The sequence below is a fragment of the Pseudoalteromonas sp. SR43-5 genome (genome assembly GCF_014163835.1).
In the GTDB taxonomy this organism is placed as follows: Bacteria; Pseudomonadota; Gammaproteobacteria; order Enterobacterales; family Alteromonadaceae; genus Pseudoalteromonas; species Pseudoalteromonas distincta.
In genome coordinates, this window is record NZ_JACJEA010000023.1 from 33,406 (window position 1) to 57,608 (window position 24,203).

At 40.5% G+C, this 24,203-nt stretch carries 17 protein-coding genes and 1 other RNA gene; 7 read left to right on the forward strand and 11 right to left on the reverse strand.

Translation table 11 applies throughout. The features are described from left to right. Positions 1–21: 21 nt before the first annotated feature. From H5090_RS14295 to H5090_RS14305, 3 genes are all read right to left on the reverse strand, one after another. Positions 22–2,781 carry a response regulator gene (locus tag H5090_RS14295; protein WP_165723759.1) on the reverse strand — a complete coding sequence of 920 codons (2,760 nt, stop codon included), beginning with the start codon at positions 2,779–2,781 and terminating at the stop codon, positions 22–24. A gap of 677 nt (positions 2,782–3,458) precedes the next feature. After that, positions 3,459–3,555, reverse strand: an RNA gene (gene ffs, locus H5090_RS14300) — signal recognition particle sRNA small type. Positions 3,556–3,694: 139 nt separating this feature from the next. After that, positions 3,695–4,570: a DUF3014 domain-containing protein gene (locus tag H5090_RS14305; RefSeq protein WP_182696036.1), complete on the reverse strand. Its 876-nt coding sequence runs from the start codon at positions 4,568–4,570 to the stop codon at positions 3,695–3,697. 239 nt (positions 4,571–4,809) lie between these two features. Here H5090_RS14305 and H5090_RS14310 point away from each other — a divergent pair, with 239 nt between their 5' ends. Then, positions 4,810–5,955: a patatin-like phospholipase family protein gene (locus tag H5090_RS14310; RefSeq protein ID WP_002958292.1), complete on the forward strand. Its 1,146-nt coding sequence runs from the start codon at positions 4,810–4,812 to the stop codon at positions 5,953–5,955. Positions 5,956–5,970: 15 nt separating this feature from the next. Here the strand turns inward: H5090_RS14310 and H5090_RS14315 are convergent, their stop codons facing one another. Next, positions 5,971–7,944 carry a monovalent cation:proton antiporter-2 (CPA2) family protein gene (locus tag H5090_RS14315; protein WP_182696037.1) on the reverse strand — a complete coding sequence of 658 codons (1,974 nt, stop codon included), beginning with the start codon at positions 7,942–7,944 and terminating at the stop codon, positions 5,971–5,973. Between the two features lie 133 nt (positions 7,945–8,077). Between H5090_RS14315 and H5090_RS14320 the strand changes: the two genes are divergently transcribed. After that, on the forward strand, positions 8,078–8,974 hold the full coding sequence (locus tag H5090_RS14320; protein WP_182696038.1) for a GGDEF domain-containing protein: 897 nt from the start codon (positions 8,078–8,080) through the stop codon (positions 8,972–8,974). Between the two features lie 30 nt (positions 8,975–9,004). Here the strand turns inward: H5090_RS14320 and H5090_RS14325 are convergent, their stop codons facing one another. The 6 genes from H5090_RS14325 to lpxB form a co-directional block, all read right to left on the reverse strand. After that, positions 9,005–9,358, reverse strand: a complete 354-nt coding sequence (locus H5090_RS14325; RefSeq protein ID WP_002958295.1) for a hypothetical protein — start codon at positions 9,356–9,358, stop codon at positions 9,005–9,007. Next, positions 9,359–10,663, reverse strand: a complete 1,305-nt coding sequence (gene tilS / locus H5090_RS14330) for a tRNA lysidine(34) synthetase TilS (RefSeq protein ID WP_182696039.1) — start codon at positions 10,661–10,663, stop codon at positions 9,359–9,361. A gap of 84 nt (positions 10,664–10,747) precedes the next feature. Further along, the gene (accA, locus tag H5090_RS14335) at positions 10,748–11,704 is read right to left on the reverse strand and encodes an acetyl-CoA carboxylase carboxyl transferase subunit alpha (RefSeq protein ID WP_002958297.1); all 957 of its coding nucleotides are present in this window, start codon (positions 11,702–11,704) and stop codon (positions 10,748–10,750) included. A 16-nt stretch (positions 11,705–11,720) separates the two neighbouring features. Beyond that, positions 11,721–15,212 (reverse strand): DNA polymerase III subunit alpha, encoded by a 3,492-nt coding sequence (gene dnaE / locus H5090_RS14340; RefSeq protein WP_182696040.1) that lies wholly within the window; start codon positions 15,210–15,212, stop codon positions 11,721–11,723. Positions 15,213–15,214: 2 nt separating this feature from the next. Further along, positions 15,215–15,817, reverse strand: coding sequence for a ribonuclease HII (gene rnhB, locus H5090_RS14345; protein WP_165723758.1), 603 nt, complete (start codon positions 15,815–15,817; stop codon positions 15,215–15,217). Next, positions 15,807–16,964 carry a lipid-A-disaccharide synthase gene (lpxB, locus tag H5090_RS14350; protein WP_182696041.1) on the reverse strand — a complete coding sequence of 386 codons (1,158 nt, stop codon included), beginning with the start codon at positions 16,962–16,964 and terminating at the stop codon, positions 15,807–15,809. Before lpxB ends, rnhB begins: the two co-directional genes overlap by 11 nt. A 301-nt stretch (positions 16,965–17,265) precedes the next feature. Here lpxB and H5090_RS14355 point away from each other — a divergent pair, with 301 nt between their 5' ends. The 5 genes from H5090_RS14355 to cydC are packed head-to-tail and all read left to right on the forward strand — an operon-like array spanning position 17,266 to position 23,683. After that, positions 17,266–18,849, forward strand: coding sequence for a cytochrome ubiquinol oxidase subunit I (locus H5090_RS14355; protein WP_182696042.1), 1,584 nt, complete (start codon positions 17,266–17,268; stop codon positions 18,847–18,849). Further along, positions 18,846–19,985, forward strand: coding sequence for a cytochrome d ubiquinol oxidase subunit II (cydB, locus tag H5090_RS14360; RefSeq protein WP_220490780.1), 1,140 nt, complete (start codon positions 18,846–18,848; stop codon positions 19,983–19,985). The genes H5090_RS14355 and cydB overlap by 4 nt, the downstream gene beginning before the upstream one ends. A 12-nt stretch (positions 19,986–19,997) precedes the next feature. Then, complete coding sequence (gene cydX, locus H5090_RS14365; protein WP_002958303.1) at positions 19,998–20,162, forward strand: cytochrome bd-I oxidase subunit CydX; 165 nt, start codon at positions 19,998–20,000, stop codon at positions 20,160–20,162. Next, positions 20,152–21,945, forward strand: a complete 1,794-nt coding sequence (gene cydD, locus H5090_RS14370) for a thiol reductant ABC exporter subunit CydD (RefSeq protein WP_182696050.1) — start codon at positions 20,152–20,154, stop codon at positions 21,943–21,945. Before cydX ends, cydD begins: the two co-directional genes overlap by 11 nt. Beyond that, positions 21,938–23,683, forward strand: coding sequence for a thiol reductant ABC exporter subunit CydC (gene cydC, locus H5090_RS14375; protein ID WP_182696043.1), 1,746 nt, complete (start codon positions 21,938–21,940; stop codon positions 23,681–23,683). The genes cydD and cydC overlap by 8 nt, the downstream gene beginning before the upstream one ends. Here cydC and H5090_RS14380 read toward each other — a convergent pair. After that, on the reverse strand, positions 23,666–24,058 hold the full coding sequence (locus tag H5090_RS14380; protein WP_182696044.1) for a septal ring lytic transglycosylase RlpA family protein: 393 nt from the start codon (positions 24,056–24,058) through the stop codon (positions 23,666–23,668). The genes cydC and H5090_RS14380 overlap by 18 nt on opposite strands. Between the last annotated feature and the right edge of the window lie 145 nt (positions 24,059–24,203).

Here is a 24,203-nt window from a genome sequence, read left to right on the forward strand (position 1 = left end):
GTTGTGGTGATAAACGCTAAGCTAGTGCGCGTTTATCACCCTAGCGATTACTTCGTACAAACCTTGTGTATTTACAGGTTTAGATACAAAATCGTCCATGCCCACACTTAAACAGCGCTGTTTATCGTCTTCGTAGGCATTAGCGGTAATTGCAATAATGGGCACATGTGCCTTAGTGTTTGCTTCGTTAGCACGTATTGTTTGTGTACATTCGTAACCATCCATATTTGGCATTTGGCAATCCATTAAAATTAAGTCAAAGGTGTTACCCTTAAGCACTTTTAACGCTTCAATTCCATCGTTAGCCATTGTAAGTTGTATATGAGTTGGCTCTAACATTTTTGCAATTACTTGGCGGTTTATGGGGTTGTCTTCTACCAATAGTAATTTTTTGCTACCAAGATCAGGTACTGATTGCGACTTTACTGCGTCTGTGGGCTCTATAAACTCAGCTTTAGGCGCATTAATGTAAAACTTGAGCATGCTGCCTTTACCGGGTTCACTATTTAAAGATATTTCACCCTGCATTTTTTTAATTAACCCTTGGCTAATGGCCAAACCTAGCCCAGTACCGCCATATTTACGCGCAACACCTACATCAGCTTGAGTAAACTCACTAAACAATAACGATTGCTGATCTTTTTCTATGCCTATGCCGCTATCAGACACACTCACAAATAATTGCTGGCCACTGTAATCAAACGATAAACGCACAAACCCGCGCTCAGTAAACTTATACGCGTTAGATAATAAATTAATAATAACTTGGCTTAAGCGTAAATCATCTACGTTAATACAATCTGGCAAGGTGTTACTACACTGAACTATAAACTGCACATCGTCAGAGCTTACAATGGGTGAAAACAACGATTTAATATTTTCGATAAACGGCGCTAAGTTTGTTGGGCGCGGGCTAATTTGCATTGCATTAGCCTCAATTTTAGAAAAATCTAAAATATCGTTTAAGATTTTTAATAAGTTTTGAGCACTTTTTTGTTGCGTATCTAAAAGATCTCTTTGCTCGTCGGTTAACGAACTATCACGTAGCAATACTTCACCCATGCCCAAAATACCGTTCATTGGGGTGCGTAGTTCATGACTCATATTTGCTAAAAACTGCGATTTAGCCACATTAGCTAAATTAGCACGCTCTACTGCTTGCTTAAGCTTGTTAGTTTGCTCAGCAACTTGTTTTTCTAGCTGCTGGTTAAACTCACTGAGTTGTTTGTTTAGGTCTTGGTTTTTTATATTTGACGCTTGCAGGTTTTCTATTGAATGCTGCAGCGCAGTGGCTAGCATTTCAAACTGCTGTTGTAGTTGCAATACTTCTTGCCAACTTGAATCTGTATTAAAAGTATGTTTTTTTGATTTATTAAAGCTTTGCATTAAATTAGTTAAACCACTAATTGGCTGCACTAATAAGTTTGCAAGTTGGCGTACAAACAGCACCACCATAATAATTAGCATAGCGCCTAGCAAGATACTTGGCAGCCATGCTTTGGCTACAGCCATACTCAAATGTTTACGATTATAAAAAGTGATTACTTGCCATTTGCTCTGCGGATTAACATATCTAGAACTATGGTAAACCTCATTATTATTGGAGCGAAATAAATTTTTATCGCCCATATTAGGCGTATTAAAACCATCTTCGTTAAAGTCGGTTAATATTTTAAACTGCTCAAGCGAGCTAAAAACCACTTTTTGTTTATCATCCAGTACAACTAACTCGCCAGTATTTTCAAATAAATTAGGAATAAACTGCTCTAATCGTCCAAGCTTTAACGACCCCTCTACTACGCCGAAAAACTCACCATCACGATAAATAGGTGCCGACAGCGCAACAATGGCTTCATTGCCAAGCCCTCGTCCTTGAAACACACCACCGCTATAACCGAGAGGATATTGCTTAGCCTGATTAAAGTACTCGCGATCAGTGACATTACGCTGCGCCTTAGTTAACCCCGCTATAAGGTTATTAGGCGACGTTATTTCGACGTAGCCGCTAGGGTTTGCATACAAGCTTGTAGCAAACCCAGGAAATAGATTCATTAGCCTTTTTAACTGCTGCTCACTATCTGTGCCCGCGCTTATGGCGTCGCTACTCATTACAATGGCATTTTTATGAAACGTTAAATAATCACTTAATTGAGTGCTTATATATTTGGCTTTTTCTTCAAGCTGGGCGTCTACCTCATACTCTAACCGAGAGTGGTGATCGTTCACTAAAATTACACTGGTAAGCAGTATAACCAATATAATAATAACGCTTACAACATAGCTAAGAATGCGAGCGAGAGGCCTGCCCTGATAGGCACGGCTGGCGTGGGGTACAAATACACTAAATAAATCAACTAAAGCTAAGCTAATTAACGCATTTATGAGGTACTTTGATATTGCAACAACTAGCGTTAACCATGGCAGACCAATAAGAAACTGCCCTATTCCCCAAATTATAGGTAAACCAACTAACAGCCAAAAAACAGTACCAAGAGGGAGTATGGGTTTAGAGCGGCGTAAACAAAAAGTGTAAAGCCAAAAAAGCTCGAGTAAATAAACAATACTCGGCCAGCAATGCCCCCACCTATAAAGTAAAAAGCCAGATACGATCGCAAGGCTTAAGCACGCATAACGCAGCCCAATAAACACTAAGCTACATAATACAAATACTTGCCCAAATAAAAACTCAGAACTGTCGAAAAAATATAACGGCGAGAGGTTAACTAAACCCCCTAGCAACCCTAATAAAACAGCGAGTGTCCACTTACTTCTTTGAGGCATTACTTCAACCCTAGAGTACTTTGTTAACACGCAGTGTTAAATTAATATAATTGCTACATTATTGCGTACAAGTTAAAAGTTGTCTAGCGAGAAAAGGAGCTGGAAACTATTAGGTATTATGGATTAATTTAGTGAAAAAATATAAATATTAAGGAGTTAGCGATATACACCCAATGTTGCTTGAAGTATAAGTTGGCATAGAGTTGAATCATAAAATGGTATAAAGTGACTGGTTTTCTTAAATTAAAAGCTCCTGATACCAAAGCCAGTTTTTTAATGCTAAAAAATTCCGATTAATTTAGTAGAAATAGATATTTCTCATTAAGACTTAAACACCCTTAAGTTTCAATTTTTGATGGTGAAGAAAATGATTGGATAAATTTTATGGGATATCTATGTCGATGACATGACGTACCGATTCGCAACAAACGATTATATTAGCACATCAAGAATAGTGGAAATATCACCTCAGAACCAGCTAATCAAAACAGTCAGTGGTAGCCTTTATCAAGTTATTGGAAAAGGCAAAAAGCCGAAGTGCAAATGTGAGTGAGCCATTTAACAATTTGGTTAATACTAAACTATGTCATCTTATGCTTCTGGTTTATGCCATCTTTTAGTACAAATATGTCAACTTATACTTCAAACAACACCCAAATGAGGAATTTGGGTGGCAGTCTTACCAGCCACATCTCGGCACACACGTCACAAACTGTGGCTGCTCCCTTCCGGGCCTGACCAGGTTCGCCTGCTAGTGTTGCGAGAGGACCAATAAGACTACCATTGAGGGCCTTGGTTGGCGCGGGAAGGATTATCTCTACTTTTGCTCTGTTATTCAAGGGATAATCTAAAAAGAAAGTGCGATTGCATACTTCATATACAATCGCGACGTATTTAGCTGTTTTAGTGCGTATTAATTGTTCTCTAACTGCGCTTTTATATTACGAAGTGCTGCTTTTACTTTTTTCATGTTTTCTGGACCCATACGTAAAAGCTGTTTTTGCGCAGCAGGTAATTGCTCCCACTCCGAAAACGCATACTGATACGTCACTGAATCGCGAAGTAACGGCAAGTCACCTTCAGGCTCTGGCGTATCAAGTAATAAATCGATTGCATCGGTTAGCGTTTGATTAAACTCATCATCGCCATAACCAATTTCACTGTATGCATTATTAATAAGTGGCTTGTACTCTTCGTACATACGAACGGCTTGCGCTGCACTCATACTGGTAAATATTTTCACATACGGGGTATAACGCTCGTAGCTGTTAGGGTTAATTGTGAGGATATCCCCTTCATTAACGCTAAATTTCTCTTCTGGCTGTACAACAGGCGTGTGCTTTTTAGCTACCTTACCTTTAGCTAGGTTATCTACAAATACAACACCACGGCGAATTACATCATCGGTTACCATTAGGCTCATTACTGAGTCGCTTAGGTACTCATCCATTTTAGCAACTACAACTGCATCACTTTCGTTAAGTGTTGGTAGTGGCTCCACTTCAGGCTCCGGCTCACTTGGGCTTTGTGCTGGTACTTCAAGCTCGGCTGGTTTTTCTGGCATTACAGATGGCGCGTCTACCACTGGGTCGTTCTCGGGTTTAAACTCCATCATAGGTTGCTCTTTAACTACGGGCTCTACCTCAGTGCGTGTTTCTTGCTCGTCACTTGGTGTGAGCAATACGAAGGCGGCCGCACATGCTACGACTATTAAAATAATAACGGCGAAAAGAATATTGTTATTAGGTGGACGTTTTTGAACATCTGATGCTTCTGGTTTATCTGACATACGAACTCCATAAAAATTAAAATGCGATATCACTTAGAGTACGCTAAGTGGATTAAATTCATTCTTACACAAATACTATGACATTTTATAATACGACAATTATAGCAAAGTAAGTTACCTACTAAATTGGGTGATTAAATAATGTAATAAGTATTAGGGCAGTTATCCTTTGATTCTTCTAGCTTAAAGACTTACAGTTAATAAATAAAGTAAAGACGTAGAACAGTTTAACCACCAATATGAAAATCAAGCAAGTTGATCCACAAAAACCTAAAACTGCCTTATTACTTACAGGTGGTGGCGCACGAGCTGCTTATCAAGTGGGTGTGCTAAAAGCGCTAGCTCATAGTATGCCTCGTACCGCTCCATTGCCATTTAGAGTAATAAATGGCACCTCCGCTGGCGCTATTAACTCAGCTGCATTGGCATGTTACGCTTCTTGTGCGCATTTGGCTGTACGAAAGCTCGAATCAGTTTGGAAAAACTTTTCAACCTCTATGGTCTATAAAAGTGACTTTTTAAGCGTGTTTGGTCATATTGCTCGCAATATCTTAACGAGCTTTCAGTCAGAGCATATTAACCACCCACCAGCGAGCTTACTAAATAACCGCCCTCTGCGTAGTTTATTAAACGAGATTTTAGATTTACACCGCATTGAGCGCAATTTACACCGTAATTATTTAGATGCGCTGTCTATTACAGCCTCAAGTTATACAACGGGTGACTCGGTTGCATTTTTTCAATCTAATACGCAAACATCGTGGCAACGTGCTAAACGCGAAGGCCGCGCAACTCGTATTAATGTTGAGCACTTAATGGCATCAAGTGCCATTCCTATGGTGTTTCCAAGTGTAAATATTTATAACCATTACTTTGGTGATGGCTCTATACATCAACTTTCTCCGCTGAGTCCGTCAATTCATTTAGGCGCTGAAAAAATATTTATTATTGGGGTCGATCAACCTAAAGAATTACACCCGCCGGGTTATTCGCCACATTATCCTGGACTCTCTGCTGTTGCGGGGCATTTACTAGACAGTGTATTTACCGACACTATGCAATCGGATTTAGAGCGTTTGGCTCGTGTTAACCGAACATTAGGGCTATTACCCGCGCGTGACAAACATCAAGAACTTAAACAAATAGATACCTTTGTAATTAACCCATCGCAAAACTTTAATGCTATTGCAGCGCAGTATTACGACGATATGCCTTGGGCTATTAAAGTATTGCTACGTACCATAGGTGTTAAAAAACATTCGCAATCGAGCTTAACCAGTTATCTATTGTTTGAAAAACGCTACACCCAGCATTTAATGCAAATTGGTTATGAAGACGGTATGAAAAAATTACCGGAGATACGCAAGTTTTTAGAACTAGATTAAGCCCTAACAGAAACGTTATTCTATGCCGTCGAGCAGGTAGTGCTCTACCCTCTCAACACGCCTTGGTTTACCTTGTAACACTAAAACGTCATTAGCCAATAAGGTTGTTTTTGCTGATGGCGTGTCTATTTCGGCTCCTTCTCTGCGCAGTGCTTTTACCAGTACCCGACGCTTTTCTAAATTTAGATTTTCGATTGTTTTATTAACTGCATAAGCTTTATCAGGCAGAGCAACCACATGTAAGTACTCTAACCGGTCACTTGATGTATCTTCGTTATCTTTAAAATAGCCTGCATAAAAGCTTTGCATTAACGGATAACGATTACGACGCTCTTTACTTACTCTTCGCACAATACGCGTCATCGGTACGCCCGACATAGACAACACATGCGACACGAGCATTAAGCTTGCCTCTAACGACTCAGGTACTACTTCGGTTACACCTAGCTCTTTTAAATAATCTAGCTGGCTATCGTCACGGGTACGAATGAGTATTTTAACATTGGGTGCTATTTGCTTTATGGCATCAATAACAACCTGTGCATGATCAAACTCTGTAAAAGTAATAATAACCAAGCGAGCTCGCTCTACTCCTGCGCACTTTAAAATATCTTTTTGTTTAACATAGCCAAATATGACAGGCTCACCCGCCGCTTTGCCTTCTTGTACTAAAATTGGGTTACTTTCAATCGCAACATAGTCTATTGCTTCGGGCTTTAAAAAACGCGCTATAGTTTGCCCAACTCGCGAAAAACCACAAATAACAACATGGTCACTATAAAGCGTACTACTTTGTGGCTCACTCTCGAGCGCCAAACTTGGGCGATCGAGTATGCCTAAACGCTTTAAAATAAATGGCGTTTTATCAATCAAAAATGGGGTAAATGCCATTGAAAGCACACCAAGGGCAATTAAAAATGAAGCTTGCTCTGAATTTAATAATTGATGCTGGCCAGCAAGTGCAATAAGTACAAAGCCAAACTCCCCCATTTGCCACAGCATAATACCACAGGCGAGTGAATCTTGGTTTCGCTCATGCATTAGCCGCGCGCTAAAGGCTACCACTGCAATTTTTAATACCAGTAAACCCAGCAAGGCACCAATAATTATTACGATATGCCCCAGTACAAATAAAATATCTAGCTGCATACCTACAGTAACAAAAAATAGCCCCATTAAAATATCGCGAAATGGGCGTATATCGGCCTCTAACTGATGCCTGTAATGGCTCTCACCTAACATCATTCCGGCTAAAAAAGCACCTAGCGCCATAGACAAGCCAAACATATACGTTAAAAAACCTGCAAACAACGCGACTAATATGGTGGTAAGTACAAATAACTCATCGGTTCGTACTTGCGCTATTTCTTTAAACACAATGGGCAATACCCATTTACCAATTGCCCAAAGAAGCACACATACAAATGCGCCTTTACTTAGGGCAAACGCTAAAGCCCAGCCAATACTTTGAGAGTCACTTGATGCAAATAAAGGAAGTATTATTAATAGAGGAACAACAGCAATATCTTGAAAAAGTAGAACACCAACGGCTAATTGCCCACGGCGCTGATTAAGCTCACCCGTTTCTTTTAATAGCTTAACTACTACAGCGGTTGAAGAAAGCGCCATAATTGTGCCGATGGTAAAACTGGTGAGTAATGAAAAGTTTAAGCAATATAGAATAATAATGAAGAGTAAACTGGTTATACCAACTTGTAATGAGCCCAAACCAAATACTAGGTTTCGCATTGCCATTAGTCGAGAAATAGAAAATTCTAGCCCTAAACTAAATAACAAAAACACAATACCCAATTCAGCTACAAACTCTATTTCGTGAGATTGTGCAAGCCAGCCAATACCATGACTACCGGCTAAAACCCCCGTTGCTAGGTACGCTAAAATAGGCGGCAAGCCAATGCGCTTAAAAAACCACACAAAAAGAACTGCCGCGACTAATAAGCCAAAAATTTGAGCATTAATACTTTGCAAATGCAGCCTCGCGTTTAAATTAAACTAGTAGCTTGTAAGTAAATATAACAACCATATGTTTTTCATGCAATTTTAAAATATGGCACAAAAATAGCTTAGTTATTGCAAAGTAACACCCTCGGGGGAGAATTTAATGGAAAACGTCCATATTTTGACGCAGCGTGTGTCTGGTCGCGGTGATTTTTTGCCGTTTTCGGCTGAACACTCACCTACAAATGAAATAACTGAAACGCATGAACTCGTCGCAGAGCTACAAACAAGCTTAGTGATCGAGGATGTTCTGGCTATTTACGCTAAATTTGCAAAACAATTGCTCAATTTTTCTGGATTGCAGTTTCAATCAACTTTAGGTACTGCTCAAACATCACAAAGTGATACAAATAGTACACCCTATATTTTTGATTTAGCGATTAATAAAGACCACTTAGGGCAGCTAATTTATTTTAGTAAATTCCCACTTGGTCACGCAATTGAGAAAAAATTACATACATTACATAGTGCGCTGGTTTATCCACTTCGTAATGCGATGATGTATAGCCGCGTACTAAAGCTTGCCACAAAGGATGCGTTAACCGGTTTAAATAATCGTAGTCAATTTAATGACTTTTTACTTCAAAAGCTTGAAAACTGTCGCCGTTATCAACGCCCATTTAGTTTAATGTTGCTTGATTTAGATAACTTTAAACAAGTTAACGACAACTTCGGCCATAAAATTGGTGACGATACACTTAAAGAATTTTCAAAAGTACTGTGTAGCAGTATACGCGGCACTGATTCGGTATTTAGATTTGGTGGTGATGAGTTTGCTTTACTTATTGAAGACCCTGAGTTTACAACTAATAAAGTGATTGCTGAGCGTATAATGTGCTTAGTAAGAAAATCGCCATTAATGTCTAAGTATAAAGTAACAACCAGTATTGGTTTTACTTTAGCTAACAGCCAAGATTGCGAAACTGAGATATTTGCTCGAGCCGATAAAGGTTTATACAAAGCAAAGGCATCAGGTAGAAACTGCGCAAAAGCATATTAGCCTTTACTTAACTGCATTAAATAAAAAAGCCTAGCTTCCCCCGCTAGGCTTTGCACTTACCAATTTATAAATAAACAACGCAGCACAAAAACCAAAAAAGAACCCGCTAATTAAATTAAGTAATGCAGTAATAGTCGCAAGCGGTGTAAATAATACTAAAAGCAGTGGCAGACTCACGCCTAAAATAAAAAACAATCCACCTTTACCTAACCAATAAGCTAATAAAAGTACTGCAGATGCAATCCCACCAGCGACTGCATAACCTAACGTAACTATATTTAACTCAAGTAAAACATTAGCGATAACAGCAATAAGCGCTGTTATTAGCATACCCATTGGCGCTTTTTTTACTAACGATAAGCCAACATGCGGCTGTTTACTCATTTATTTACACTCCCAAAAAATACCATTTTCATCAACATGCTTAGCGCTTATAAAACAACCAACCACTTGAACTAATTCATCATTATAAAAAATAAGTGGCACACTGGCGCGTAGCCACGGCGCTATTTTTGCATCTTTAAACCAATGCTTAACTGTATTACTACCAGGCTTTTTAAGTGGTTTAATACGTGCGCTATTGCAATTAAAGCGCACTATTACTTGCTCATTTGAGTGTGGAGGTCTTACTCCAAAACCAATGCTTTTAATTAATAAGCGCCCGTCTGCAAGTTTTAGCTGCGAATGATTTAGCTCAATATCTGTTAATACTTCACTTGGTGTTACAAAATACAAATAACCTTGATGACGACGTATTTGCCCATAGAGCAAATCAATACGCATTTGCGCGTCGTTTTTTGCGCACATTGCTTGATTAATAATTTGCTCAAGCTGCTTTTGCGATGGCATGACCTGTGTAAATAATGCAAGCCACGCACGTACTATATTTGCAATACGCGCTGAGCTGTATTCACTTATTTGGCTAATGCACAGTGCTTGGTGCTCGTTAATACACTTATTTAAATCAAGCTGAGTGTACTCATCAAGTAGTGTTTGCTGCTGTTGTAGTAGCTCAATACTTCGTGCTGTACATTGTTCAAACCCAGTAAAGCGCTTAGCTAAAACAGGGACTATTTTTGAGCGTAAAAAGTTACGGTCAAAACTTTCATCTGTATTTGAGTCATCAGTTATGTGGTTAATACTAAAGCGCGCTGCAAACGCTTCTATATCGCTTCGCTTTACGTTTAACAATGGCCTAAAACATACACGGCTACTTTGCAGCAAACGCGCTTGGTGCATGGCGCCAAGCCCTTTTAAACCCGAGCCACGCTTTAAGCGCAGTAAAAACGTTTCTACTTGGTCGTTTAAATGTTGGCCCAATAAAACAATGCTGCCTTGTGGGCTTAGCTCATCAAGTGCTTTGTAACGTGCATCGCGAGCTTGGGCTTCAAGGCTCGTTCGCGACTGCTGCTCAATTACAACTTTTGCGACTTTAAAAGGCACATCAAGCTCAATACATACATTTTTGCAAAAGCGTTGCCAGTCATCGGCATACTGGCTCAAGCCATGGTGAACATAAATAGCCGATACATCAATTGCAGGGTTATCGGCTCTTAAAGCACGCATTAAATGCAGCAACACCACAGAATCAACACCACCAGAAAGCGCCACAGTAAAAACAGTGTTACCTTGCTCAATATAGCTATTTAGTGATTTTTTTAATTGCTGATAAATTGCTGTTGTATGCATATGGCCGCACTTTTATATAAAAACTCTGAACATTTTAAAGCAAAAAAGCCGCATAAGCGGCTTTTTTTTTAACAATTAATGTGTTTAGCAATAACCAAACGACATTAAACGTTTGTAACGTTGATCAAGCATTTCTTCAAGCGTAAGTGCTTGTAAGTCTGCTAGGTCACGCTTAAGGCGTACTTTTAAGTTACGTGCCATAGCATCGTAATTACGATGTGCACCACCTAGTGGCTCATCAACTAAGTTGTTGATTAAGTCTAGCTCTTTAACGCGCTCTGCGGTTACACCCATTGCTTCTGCTGCAAGCGGTGCTTTGTCAGCGCTTTTCCAAAGAATAGACGCACAACCTTCAGGCGAAATTACAGAATAAGTGCTGTACTGCAACATGTTAACTCTGTCGCCAACACCAATCGCTAATGCACCACCTGAACCGCCTTCACCAATAACCGTACATATTGTCGGCACTTTAAGTGACGCCATTACTTTTAAGTTACGTGCGATTGCTTCAGATTGACCACGTTCTTCAGCGCCAACACCTGGGTATGCACCTGGTGTGTCAATAAAGGTCATGATTGGCATTTTAAAACGCTCAGCCATTTCCATTAAGCGTAATGCTTTACGGTAACCTTCTGGCTTTGGCATACCAAAGTTGCGTTTAATTTTTTCAGCAGTATCACGACCTTTTTGTTGGCCAATAACCATTACCGGTTCGCCATCTAAACGCGCAATGCCACCTAAAATAGCTGGATCGTTAGCAAAAGTACGATCGCCAGCAAACTCGTCAAATTCCGTGAAAATGCGCTCGATATAATCTCGAGTGTAAGGACGCAACGGATGACGTGCTAACTGTGATACTTGCCAAGCGCCTAAATTAGAAAAAATCTCCTGTTTTTGTTTGGCACTTTTTTCTTTTAATTTGCTGACTTCCTCTTCTAACTCAAGGTCTAATTCGCCAGCGCGGCTGATACTTTGTAATTCTTCAATTTTTGCTTCTAATTCTGCAATTGGAAGCTCAAAATCAAGATAATTGAGGCTCATGCTCTAAACTACCTAATTAGTTAAATTCTAGTTCTACATCTTGCGCAGCCATTAGTGATAACTTATGGATTAAGTCGTCACTTGGCGTAACACACCATTCGATCCCAAGAGTTAATTGCGCCAACGCATCTGGACGTTGGTAATAAACCTTGATCGGACACGTTCCCATTTTATAGGGTTCGAGTACTTTTTGTAATTTATCGAAGAAACCTGCCTCGATTTGCACCATGTTCAGCGTCATTTTAATCGCTTTAATACGCTTTTCACGCGCTTGAGCAATGGTGTTTATTTCTCTGGCGGTCATTGTAATACCACCGGAGAAGTTATCAAAGCTGACCTGTCCAGATATTACCAAGATATTGTTAACTTGGAGCATATCTTGGTACTTTTCAAACTCGTCTGAATACAAGCGTACATCAATCCGTGCACTCTTGTCATCTAAAGTTACTAAGGCCCAACGATTTCCTTTTTTATTAATTAATACCCTAGAAGCAATAACCAAACCAGCGGCCGTTGCAAACACATCACGATTAGTTGGCTGTAAATCAACTATTTTTCCGCTAGTGTAATGCCTAAGCTCACGGCGGTACTGATTTATTGGATGCCCAGTTAAATAAAGGCCTAGCGTCTCTTTCTCGCCATCTAACCACTCGTTATCAGTAAGCCCTGTGGCTTTAATAAAAGCTTGTTCAACTTCATCAGGCTCAGTGGCTAATAAACCAAATAAGTCACTTTGTCCTAATTGCTCAGCTTTGTTGTGTTGATCGGCCGCACGCATAGCATCTTTTAAACTGGCTAGTAATGTAGCACGCCCAGATTGGGTTTTCTCTGGTCCTAATTGATCCAAAGCACCTGCGTAAATTAATTTTTCAGTAACACGTTTATTTAAGCGTTTTAAATCAACACGGGCACAAAAATCAAATAAATCTTTAAATGGGCCGCCTTTTGCACGCGCTTCTAAAATTGCTTCAACCGGAGCCTCACCTACGCCTTTTATCGCGCCAATGCCGTAAACAATTTCACCTTCAAGGTTTACTGTAAACTTAAACTCACCTGCATTTACGTCTGGTGGTAATAAGGTGAGCTTTATGTTTTCACATTCATCCACCAAAATAACTATTTTGTCGGTGTTATCCATATCGGCCGACATTACAGCAGCCATAAACTCTGCAGGATGATGCGTTTTCATCCACAATGTTTGATACGATACGAGTGCGTAAGCTGCTGAGTGAGATTTGTTAAAACCGTAACCTGCGAACTTTTCTACCAAGTCGAAGATTTTTATCGCAAGCTCGCCGTCAATGCCGTTATTTCTTGCGCCATCTTCAAATGTTGAACGCTGCTTTGCCATTTCTTCGGGTTTTTTCTTACCCATTGCACGACGCAGCATGTCGGCGCCACCTAGCGTGTAACCTGCCAGTACTTGCGCAATTTGCATTACTTGTTCTTGATACAAAATAATGCCGTACGTTGGATCAAGTATTGGTTTTAAGCTTTCGTGCTGATACTGCGCATCTGGGTATGAGATTTCTTCGCGGCCCAGTTTTCGGTCGATAAAGTTATCTACCATGCCTGATTGCAGTGGACCTGGTCGGAACAAAGCCACAAGTGCAATCATATCTTCAAAGCAGTCGGGCTTAAGGCGGCGTACTAAGTCTTTCATACCACGCGACTCTAGCTGGAATACAGCGGTCGTTTCGGCGCGAAGTAACAACTCAATACTTTTTTTATCATCCAGTGGAATGGTGTTTATATCAACGGGGTCTTTACCTTGGCGCTTCATGCGCACATTGGTCATATCGACCGCCCACTGCAATATAGTCAGTGTACGTAAACCCAAGAAATCGAACTTAACTAAGCCGGCTGTTTCTACATCGTTTTTATCAAACTGTGTTACTGGAAACTTACCTTCGTCATCGCAATAAAGCGCAGCGAAGTCGGTAATAGTGGTTGGCGATATTACTACGCCACCCGCATGTTTACCGGCATTACGTGTACACCCTTCAAGGATGCGACACATGTCGATTAAGTCTTTTACCTCATTGTCGCCATCGTAGGCTTCTTGCAAGCGTGGTTCTACATCAAACGCTTTGGCAAGTGTCATACCGGGGTCACCCGGAATCAATTTTGAAATTCGATCAACAAACCCGTAAGGATGCCCAAGCACTCGCCCTACATCGCGTATTACCGCCTTTGCAGCCATGGTACCAAAGGTAATAATTTGCGAAACCGCATCCCGACCATACAAAGCCGACACGTGATCAATTACTTCGTCTCGTCTATCCATACAAAAATCGACGTCGAAATCGGGCATTGATACACGTTCAGGGTTCAAGAATCGCTCAAAGAGTAAGTCAAACTCAAGTGGATCAAGGTCGGTAATTTTAAGCGCGTACGCAACTAACGAACCCGCACCTGAACCACGACCAGGCCCAACTGGAATATTATTATCTTTACTCCACTGAATAAACTCCATTACGATTAAGAAGTAACCAGGGAATCCCATTTGGTTGATTACACCAAGCTCTATATCAAGGCGCTCATCGTATTCAACACGTTTTACTTTTCTATCTTCTTCGTCTGGGAATAAAAACTGTAGTCGTTCTTCAAGGCCGTCTTGTGACACTTTAACTAAAAAGTCTTCAATTTTAAGCGAGCCGGTTGGGTAATCAGGTAAAAAGTAAGTACCTAATTGCACAGTTACATTACAACGCTTAGCGATTTCTACGGTATTTTGTAGGGCTTCTGGAATATCGCTAAACAACTCAGCCATTTGCTCAGGTGTTTTTAGATATTGTTCTTCAGAGAACCGTTTAGGGCGGCGCTTATCATCGAGCGTGTAACCGTCAAAAATAGCAACACGAATTTCGTGCGCTTCAAAGTTTTCGGGCTTTAAAAACACCACTTCGTTGGTCGCTACAACCGGTAGTTGCTCTTTAGCAGCAAGCTCTACCGCCATGTGCAAGTAATCTTCTTCAAGCGGTCGATTGGTGCGAACAAGCTCTAGGTAGTAGTTATCGCTAAAATGCTGCTTATAAAAACTAACAACCGATTCAATTACAGTCGGATTATTTTTTAATAATGCTTTACCTAAGTCACCGTCTTTAGCGCCTGAGAGAATAATTAAGCCTGCTTTTAGCTCAACTAACCACTCGCGGTCAATCACAGGGCGATGAAATACATGCCCACGCTGATACGCTTTAGATATCAGTAAGGTAATATTTTTATAGCCGTCGTTGTCTTTGGCTAATATGGTTAAGCGGCTTGGCTCATCAGGAAACTCTGGGCTACGAACCCAAAAGTCAGCACCCACTATAGGTTTAATACCTGCATTATGCGTGGCGCCATAAAAACGCACTAAACCACAAAAGTTCATTTGATCGGTAATTGCAATGGCTGGCATTTGCAGCTCTTGCGCTTTTGCGACGATTGGCTTTGTTTTAGCAAGGCCATCAACCATCGAAAAGTCTGAATGAACTCTTAAATGAACAAAATCAGGAGCAGCCATGCTTAGCCCTCACCATTGGCTTGCGCCAAAACCCGCTGCACAGGTTTAAAGCTTTTACGATGCTCGTCAATTGCACCGTACTGTTCAAGCGCTGCAAAATGCGCTTTAGTGGGATACCCTTTGTGCCCTGCAAAACCATATTCTGGGTGGCGTGCATCAAGTTCAAGCATTTCGTCATCGCGCGCTACTTTAGCTAAAATAGACGCTGCTGAAATTTCGGCCACTAAGCTATCACCTTTAACAACAGCTTGTGCTGGCATAGTGAGTTTTGGCAATCGATTACCATCTATAAATACAAATTCAGGTTGTGTGCTTAATGCCTCTACTGCGCGAGTCATGGCAAGCATCGTTGCGTGTAGAATATTTAACTCATCAATTTCTGTTGGACTGCAGCGTCCATACGCGTAGCACAATGCTTTTTCTTTTATTTCAACTGCAAGTGCTTGGCGTTTTTTATCCGTTAATTTTTTAGAATCTGCTAAACCTGCAATTGGTTTAGTGGGATCTAAAATGACGGCGGCAGTGACTACATCACCAACAAGCGGGCCGCGCCCTACTTCATCTACACCAGCAATTAAGGATACATTGGGTCTATCAATTTGCATTTATTAACTCCGCCACAGCATTGGCTGCTTGTTCACTGGCATTTAATCTAATTTTTCCGTGAATAGCTAAAAAGCGTGCTTTTAGCTCTTTGTTATCCGTGTTGAGCATAGGGGTAAGTGCGTTTGTTAAGTTAGTCACATTACACTCGGTTTGTAAAAACTCAGGCACTAGCTCTTCGTCGGCTAATAAATTAGGCAGCGAAAAGTACTTAATATTAAACGTAAATAAAGTTTTAAAAATCCAATAGCTCAAAGGCTTTATTTTATAGCCCACAACCATTGGCTTTTTATAAAGCATGCCTTCGAGTGTTGCAGTGCCCGACGCTAATAAAATAGCATCAGCAGCTTGCATCGCTAATTTAGACTGCCCATCAAGCAGGTTAACATTAAGGTTTGGTGCGGTAGCGTTTAATATATCACTAAACTGCGCTTTGCGTTTTTCGTTAACCAACGGCACCACAATTTTAAGATTGGGGTTTTTAGCTTGCAGCTCTGCGGCTGTTTTAATGTAAGTCTCGCTTAGCAAACCAACTTCAGAGCCTCGACTACCAGGTAGCAGCGCCAGTACTTTGTCATCAAGGCTTAAGCCAAGTTCTTCTCGTGCTTTAGTATCGTCGTGCTCAAGTGCTATGTCGTCTGCCAAGGTATGCCCCACAAATGTACATGGCACTTGGTGCTTATCGTAGAACTCTTTTTCAAATGGTAATAATGCTAACACTAAGTTAGTGGCTGCACTTATTGTATGAATGCGCTTTTCGCGCCACGCCCAAACAGACGGACTTACATACTGTACGGTTTTAATACCCGCATCTTTAAGTGGCTTTTCTACACGTAAGTTAAAATCCGGTGCATCAATACCTATAAATACATCAGGTGGGTTATCTACAAAATGCTGCACGAGTTGTTTACGTATTTTAAGCAAACGTGGTAAACGCCCTAGCACCTCAACAAGCCCCATAACCGAAAGCTCATCCATGTCGTAAAGTGTTTTACAGCCCTGCGCTTGCATTTTAGGTCCTGCTATTCCTTCAAAAATAGCGTCCGGAAAGTGTTTTTTAAGGGCTTTAATTAAGCCTTCACCTAAAATATCGCCCGACAGTTCACCTGCCACAATACCAATTCGTAGTTGTTTTTTATCTTTATTCATTTGATTTTATTTCACAAGTAAACCAGGCGTTCATGCTTGTTAGTTTACCGTGTTTTACTGTTTGGTTAAACGCTTTAAATAACTGGTTTTTTATCACGTAAGTTAAGGCTTTATGTTGTTTGTTTTTAATACTGATGTAGCATAGGAAATATATATTAAGTTTTACTAATATGTATGTTGACAAAAATTGCACAAAAGTAAATACTATTACAAACTTTCAGTAATTACTGAAAGTTCATTAAACCTTAACTTTGCCAATTAAATGTTGCCCTGTTAATCCGTCACTCTCAAGGAGCCAATAATGATAGATGAAACCTTTGTGGATCTATCGCGATTACAGTTTGCTGTTACCGCTCTCTTTCATTTCTTATTCGTACCGTTAACGATAGGTATGACCTGGATTTTAGTTATTATGGAATCGGTTTATGTTATGACCGGTCGCGAAATTTATCGTGATATGACTAAGTTTTGGGGAAAATTGTTTGGTATTAACTTTGCTATTGGTGTGGCAACAGGCCTTACCATGGAATTTGAGTTTGGTACTAACTGGTCTTATTACTCCCATTACGTAGGTGATGTTTTTGGGGCTCCCCTGGCTATTGAAGGTTTAATGGCATTCTTTTTAGAATCGACCTTTGTGGGTATGTTCTTTTTAGGCTGGGACAGGCTTTCTAAACGCCAACATTTAGGCGCGACCTTTTTAATGGCCATTGGTACTAACATGTCGGCGCTGTGGATTTTAATTGCCAACGGTTGGATGCAAAACCCAGTAGGCGCTGAATTTAACTATCAAACCATGCGCATGGAAATGACCAGTTTTGCAGAGCTTGTGTTTAACCCTGTAGCCCAAGTTAAGTTTATTCATACTGTATCGGCAGGTTATGTAGCAGCGTCTATGTTTGTGCTTGGTATTAGTAGCTGGTACATATTGAAGGGTCGTGATTTAGCATTTGCTAAACGCTCTTTTTCAGTCGCATCAGGCTTTGGTTTAGCGTCAATTTTATGTGTAATTTTACTCGGTGACGAATCAGGCTACGAAGTAGGCGAAGTCCAAAAAGTAAAACTTGCCACAATTGAAGCCGAATGGCACACAGAAGAAGCTCCGGCTGCGTTTACCGCATTTGGTTTTCCTGATTCAGAAGAGCAAGTAACACATGCGGCGGTTAAAATACCTTACGCACTTGGGTTAATTGCTACGCGCTCACTAGATGAGCAAGTAACGGGTATTAACGACCTAGAAAAACAACATGAAGTACGTATTCGCAACGGTATGATTGCTTATGAATACCTTACAAAACTTAGAAACGGTGAAGATACGCCAGATAATATCGCCAAATTTAATACTCTAAAAGATGATTTAGGCTATGGCTTGCTACTTAAGCGCTACACACCTGATGTTGTAGATGCTACTGAAGAACAAATTCAAAAAGCTGTTAAAGACTCTTTTCCTAAAGTAGGCCCTATGTTTTGGTCATTTAGGATTATGGTTGCCTGTGGTGTGGCCATGCTAGGTGTATTTATATTGGCATTTTACTACAACGCACACCGCGTTATTGAGCAAAAACGCTGGTTGTTATGGGCTGCCGTATTGAGTATTCCACTACCTTGGATAGCGATTGAGTTTGGCTGGATTGTTGCCGAGTATGGTCGTCAACCTTGGGCTATATCTGAAATACTGCCGACCTTTTTAGCCACGTCGTCACTAACAGTAAACGATATTTTAATTAGCTTAACTGGGTTTATTGTTTTCTATACTGGTTTAGCCATTGTGGAAGGCTGGCTGATGATCCGCTTTGTTAAGCAAGGGCCAAGCTCGCTACATACTGGTAAGTATCATTTTGAATTACCAAGCAAAGCTGATAAAACTGAAGGAGAGCAATCATGATTTTTGATTATGAAACATTAAAAATGCTTTGGTGGTTGATCATTGGTGTGCTGCTTATTGGTTTTGCTATTACCGATGGTATGGATATGGGCGTTGCTATGTTGCTCCGCCTCGTTGGTAAAACAGATTCAGAGCGCCGCACAGTAATAAACACAATTGGCCCGCATTGGGATGGTAACCAAGTATGGTTTATAACTGCAGGCGGCGCGTTATTTGCGGCGTGGCCTATGGTTTATGCAGCTGCATTTTCGGGCTTTTACTTTGCCATGATGCTAGTACTCTTTGCTTTGTTTTTTAGACCACTTGGATTTGATTACCGCAGTAAAGTAGACTCAAAACGCTGGCGCAATAACTGGGATTGGGGCTTGCTTGCAGGCAGCGCGATTCCAGCATTAGTATTTGGTGTTGCGTTTGGTAATTTATTTTTAGGCGTACCGTTTAATATTGATAACCTTATGCGTGTAAGCTACCAAGGATCATTTGTTGGCTTGCTTAACCCATTTGGATTACTTGCAGGTTTAGTGAGTATTACCATGTTAGTTGCGCATGCGGGTATGTGGTTACAACTTAGAACAGCAAGTGTAGTCGCAGAGCGTTCGGGTCAATATGGTCGCTATTCTCTTATTGTGTTTATCGTGTTATTTGCTGCAGCTGGTTTTTGGGTGGCTAACTTAACGGGTTACCAAGTTGTATCTATGGCTGATACACAAAGTCATGCAGACCCTTTAGCTAAAGTAGTCACTACAGCGCAAGGTGCTTGGTTAAGTAATTACAGCACTCGTCCGTGGACAATGACCTTCCCTATTTTAGCCTTTGCAATGGCATTAAGTGCACTTGTGTTTTCAAAATTAAATAAACCTGCACTTGGACTTATTTCAACAAGCTTAATGTTAATTGGCGTAATTATGACGGCCGGTGTTTCTCTGTTCCCATTTATTATGCCATCGAGTAACAACCCTAATATTAGCTTAACAATTTGGGATGCGGTATCGAGCCATAAAACGCTCAATATAATGTTTGTTGCAGTGTGTATTTTTGTACCACTAATATTGTCCTACACCACTTGGTGTTACGTAAAAATGTGGCGCAGAGTAACGGTAGAAGAAATTGAAAACAACACTCATGGTAGCTACTAAGGAGACTAAACAATGTGGTATTTCGCTTGGATTTTAGGTGTACTTTTGGCCTGTACCTTAGGTGTAATAAATGTAATGTGGTACGAATTTCATCAAAATAAAAACAGCATTGCTGATGATGAACAAGCCATGCACGATTTATTAAATGATGCTAACAACACAAAAGATGACGACTAACCCCCGACCAGATCGCGCGCAGCAGCAATCACTGCGCGCTTTTTTAAAGCGTCAAAGTAAACCCGCTGCAGTGTGGTTGAAGTTAAGCATTGCACTGGGTACTTTTAACGCATTACTGATGATTGCAGGTGCTTATTTACTGGCTCAAGCTATTCATAATGTAATGTTTGAAGGTAATAATTTAGCCCAAGTCACTCATTTATTATGGCCCTTAGCAGGCATTATTTTATTGCGCGCGGTGTTTTTAGCGTTAAGTGAGCGCTTAAGTGCATTTGCTGCGCTTAAAATAAAATCAGCTATGCGCCAAACACTTCTCCATAAGCTCAGCTTACTTGGGCCTAGTTATATAGAACAACACGGTCAAGGCGCTACATTAAATACCCTGCATAATGGCGTTGAAGCACTTCACGACTATTATGCTAAATACTTGCCAGGTGTTGCTTACAGCGCGCTTATTCCGCTGGCAATATTGGTAGTTATTTTTCCGACAGATTATAAAGCTGGGCTGATATTTTTATTAACCGCCCCGCTCATTCCTTTTTTTATGATTTTAGTAGGCACTAAAGCCGAAGCTTTAAACCAAAAACGCTGGAAGCAACTTGCTGTACTGGGCAATTACTTTTTTGACCGCGTGCAAGGTTTAACTCAGCTAAAACTATTTAATGCAACATGTACCGAGCTTAAACAAATAGCTAAAATTTCAGATGATTTTAGACACGCGACACTCGATGTTTTAAAAATCGCGTTTTTATCATCATTTGCACTTGAGTTTTTAGCCACTATTAGCGTGGCACTCGTTGCCGTAATTATTGGTTTTAGACTATTTTTTGGCACTCTTGATTTTGCCACTGGCTTTGTGGTGCTACTTTTAGCGCCTGAATTTTATTTACCACTGCGCCAACTAGGTAGTCATTACCATGCACGTTTACAAGGTATTAGTGCGGCGGCCGATATGGTTGCGATTTTAAATGCCCCACTGCCAAGTGACGAAAATGCGTCAGTAACTACAAGCACACCTGAAAACAATTTAACTTTAAATACAATTAATTCAATAAGTATTACCGACCTTAATTTTATATACCCTGGTAGTAACGAAGGGGTTAAAAATATAAATTTAACATTGCCAAATAAAGGCTTAATTGCAGTTGTGGGCAGTAGTGGCTCAGGTAAAAGTACGTTGTTTGATTGTCTATTAGGGTTTCACCCTGAGGTGATTAACAACCTATCTATTAATGATCAGAGTTTAAGTACAACCGATATTACTTACTTGCAAAATAATATTGCATGGATACCACAACAAGCGACGCTATTTTACGACACCATTGCTGCCAACATTAAATTGGCCAAACCCACTGCCACACAGCAAGAGCTTGAACACGCGGCAAAACAAGCTGGTGTGCTTGAATTTATTAATACCCTACCCGATGGTTTTAACACCCAGATAGGTGAGCAAGGTGAAGGGCTTTCTGGCGGTCAAAAACAACGTATTGCACTGGCTCGCGCATTTATAAAACAAGCACCAGTCTTAGTGCTTGATGAGCCCACTGCGCACCTTGATAGTCAAACAGAGCTGCTTATTCAAGATGCTATTAATGAATATGCTAAAAACAACTTAGTATTAGTTATTGCCCATAGATTAAATACCGTTAAACATGCCAGCAATATCATTGTGATGCACGATGGAAAAATAGCTGAGCAAGGTCACTTTGAAACACTTGCAGCGCAAAATAGTGCATTTGCTGACTTACTAAAAACGGCTGAACAAGGGGTGGTGCATGCGTAATTTTATTCGTTTATTAAAGCTTTGTGCTCCTCATTACAAAGCTATGCTATTGGGTACATTTTTAGCGACGATTACGGTATTAGCTAATGTGGGCCTGTTGGCTATATCTGGCTGGTTTTTAGCATCAATGGCCGCTGCTGGTATTGCGGGCGTACAAATGAATTATTTTACTCCTGCCGGCACGATTCGTTTTTTAGCTATTGTGCGAACAGCATCGCGCTATGGCGAACGCCTAGTTACTCATAACGCCACGTTTTTATTACTAAGTGAAATACGTACCAATGTATTTGCAACGTTAAGCAAGCTTAACAATGTTGATTTAGCAATGAGCCGCAGCGCTGATCTAGTTAACCGATTACAAAACGATGTAGACGCACTCGACAAATTTTATTTAAACGTTTTACTTCCTATGCTGGTCGCTCTTTTAAGTGTGCCAATCATCATGCTGTTTATGTCGGCCTATAATGGCAACGTCGCCCTTATTTGCTTTACTGGCATTATACTTATTGGTGTGGTTATACCTGCCCTACTCAGCATAAAGCTCACTAAAAACAGCCATAAAGAAACACAACTTAGTGCACAACTTCGCTCTGAGCTTTCAGATACACTTACAGGCCTTAGAGAGCTTAGTATTTATCAAGCCCGTTCGCAGCAACTTAATAAGTGCGACGAATTAAGCGAGCAGTACAATCAGCAATTATTTATTCGCCACAAAGCACTGGCAAACTCAGATGGATTAAGCTTGTTGGTTGTTCAATTAGCCATGCTTGCTAGCATAGTAACCATTGTGCCGCTGGTTTACGCAAGCAGTATGGTAAATGTAGAACTTGCTATGTTAAGTTTATTTGTACTGGCAAGCTTTGAAAGCGTATTACTACTACCCAACGCGTTTATAGAGCTTCCAAATGTTTTAAAAGCAGCAGAGCGATTGTTTACACTTGAAGATAAAGCAGCTAGTACGCAAATTGAAAGTAAACATGTAGACATTGATGAAAACTTTAGCGCGCAAAATCACAAGTTAGTACTTAACAATATTAGCTACCAATATGGTGAACAAACAGCGCTAACTAATATCAGTTTTGAACTAATGCCTCAACAAAAAGTAGCGATTGTAGGTAGAAGCGGCAGCGGTAAAACGACGCTTGTAAATTTACTTACTGGTTTATGGCCTTTGCAACAAGGCAGCATAACGCTAAACAATCAAAATAGCGTTGTTGACTTACATTCGTTAAATAATGATATACGCGCAAATGTTATAAATATACTCGCCCAGCAGCACCATATTTTTGATGGCACATTAAGTGAAAACTTACGTTATGCCGCGCCAAATGCAACTAAAGAGCAAATGATTGAAGCGCTCGCATTAGCTCAATTGAGCCCATGGTTTAATGAGCTAAAAGAAGGTTTAAAAACACGTTTAGGCACTGGCGGGCGTAACGTGTCGCAAGGCCAATCTAGGCGTATAGCCATTGCCCAAGCATTACTTAAAAACCCTGCTATTTTAGTACTTGATGAACCAACTGAGGGTCTTGATAATCAATCTAAGCAAGGGGTAATGCAAGCAATAATGCATGTTATGAATAACGCGAGCGTGCTGACAATTACGCACGATCCCGCTCTACTTGCTCAAATGGATAATGTTGTATGGTTAGAAGGCGGTAAAGTAGTCGCACAAGGCTCTCATAAAGAGCTCAGTAGCACTTATCCCGACTATATTGCGCTAACTACCCGGTTTTAAAACCGTTACTGATACATCAATAACGCCGACTTTAGGGTCGGCTATCTTTTTAAACATACTCTTTGATAAATCAATAATACGACCTCGCACATACGGGCCTCTATCGTTAATTCTTACCGTGACTGATTTATTATTAGCGAGGTTGGTAACAACGACCTTAGTGCCAAAGTCGAACTCTAAATGGGCTGCTGTGGCGGCTTGTTGGCTAAAGCGCTCTCCGTTGGCAGTTGTTCTCCCGTGATATTTGTCAGCATGAAAAGATGCTTTACCAACTTGAGTAACCTCTCCAGTAGATGATTTAACAATAGGTTGGCTACTACAAGCGGCTAACGCTGAAGTAATAAAAAGAGTGACAACTAACTTAGGTAAACGCATAGGATGACTTTTATTATACAAATTAGATGCATACTAACTTGAGCTCGCTGAGTATTAACTGAATTAGGTCTAAACCGTGGGCAATAAAAAACCACCTTCGATTTATCATCTAGGGTGGTTTTTTATGCTTAGAGCAAAACGCGCG

Bases quoted from the DNA above. Each gene is read 5' to 3' on its own strand.
- H5090_RS14295 (WP_165723759.1), bottom strand. From the start codon at position 2,781: ATGCCTCAAAGAAGTAAGTGGACACTCGCTGTTTTATTAGGGTTGCTA.
- H5090_RS14305 (WP_182696036.1), bottom strand. From the start codon at position 4,570: ATGTCAGATAAACCAGAAGCATCAGATGTTCAAAAACGTCCACCTAAT.
- H5090_RS14310 (WP_002958292.1), top strand. From the start codon at position 4,810: ATGAAAATCAAGCAAGTTGATCCACAAAAACCTAAAACTGCCTTATTA.
- H5090_RS14320 (WP_182696038.1), top strand. From the start codon at position 8,078: ATGGAAAACGTCCATATTTTGACGCAGCGTGTGTCTGGTCGCGGTGAT.
- H5090_RS14325 (WP_002958295.1), bottom strand. From the start codon at position 9,358: ATGAGTAAACAGCCGCATGTTGGCTTATCGTTAGTAAAAAAAGCGCCA.
- tilS (WP_182696039.1), bottom strand. From the start codon at position 10,663: ATGCATACAACAGCAATTTATCAGCAATTAAAAAAATCACTAAATAGC.
- accA (WP_002958297.1), bottom strand. From the start codon at position 11,704: ATGAGCCTCAATTATCTTGATTTTGAGCTTCCAATTGCAGAATTAGAA.
- dnaE (WP_182696040.1), bottom strand. From the start codon at position 15,212: ATGGCTGCTCCTGATTTTGTTCATTTAAGAGTTCATTCAGACTTTTCG.
- rnhB (WP_165723758.1), bottom strand. From the start codon at position 15,817: ATGCAAATTGATAGACCCAATGTATCCTTAATTGCTGGTGTAGATGAA.
- lpxB (WP_182696041.1), bottom strand. From the start codon at position 16,964: ATGAATAAAGATAAAAAACAACTACGAATTGGTATTGTGGCAGGTGAA.
- H5090_RS14355 (WP_182696042.1), top strand. From the start codon at position 17,266: ATGATAGATGAAACCTTTGTGGATCTATCGCGATTACAGTTTGCTGTT.
- cydB (WP_220490780.1), top strand. From the start codon at position 18,846: ATGATTTTTGATTATGAAACATTAAAAATGCTTTGGTGGTTGATCATT.
- cydX (WP_002958303.1), top strand. From the start codon at position 19,998: ATGTGGTATTTCGCTTGGATTTTAGGTGTACTTTTGGCCTGTACCTTA.
- cydD (WP_182696050.1), top strand. From the start codon at position 20,152: ATGACGACTAACCCCCGACCAGATCGCGCGCAGCAGCAATCACTGCGC.
- cydC (WP_182696043.1), top strand. From the start codon at position 21,938: ATGCGTAATTTTATTCGTTTATTAAAGCTTTGTGCTCCTCATTACAAA.
- H5090_RS14380 (WP_182696044.1), bottom strand. From the start codon at position 24,058: ATGCGTTTACCTAAGTTAGTTGTCACTCTTTTTATTACTTCAGCGTTA.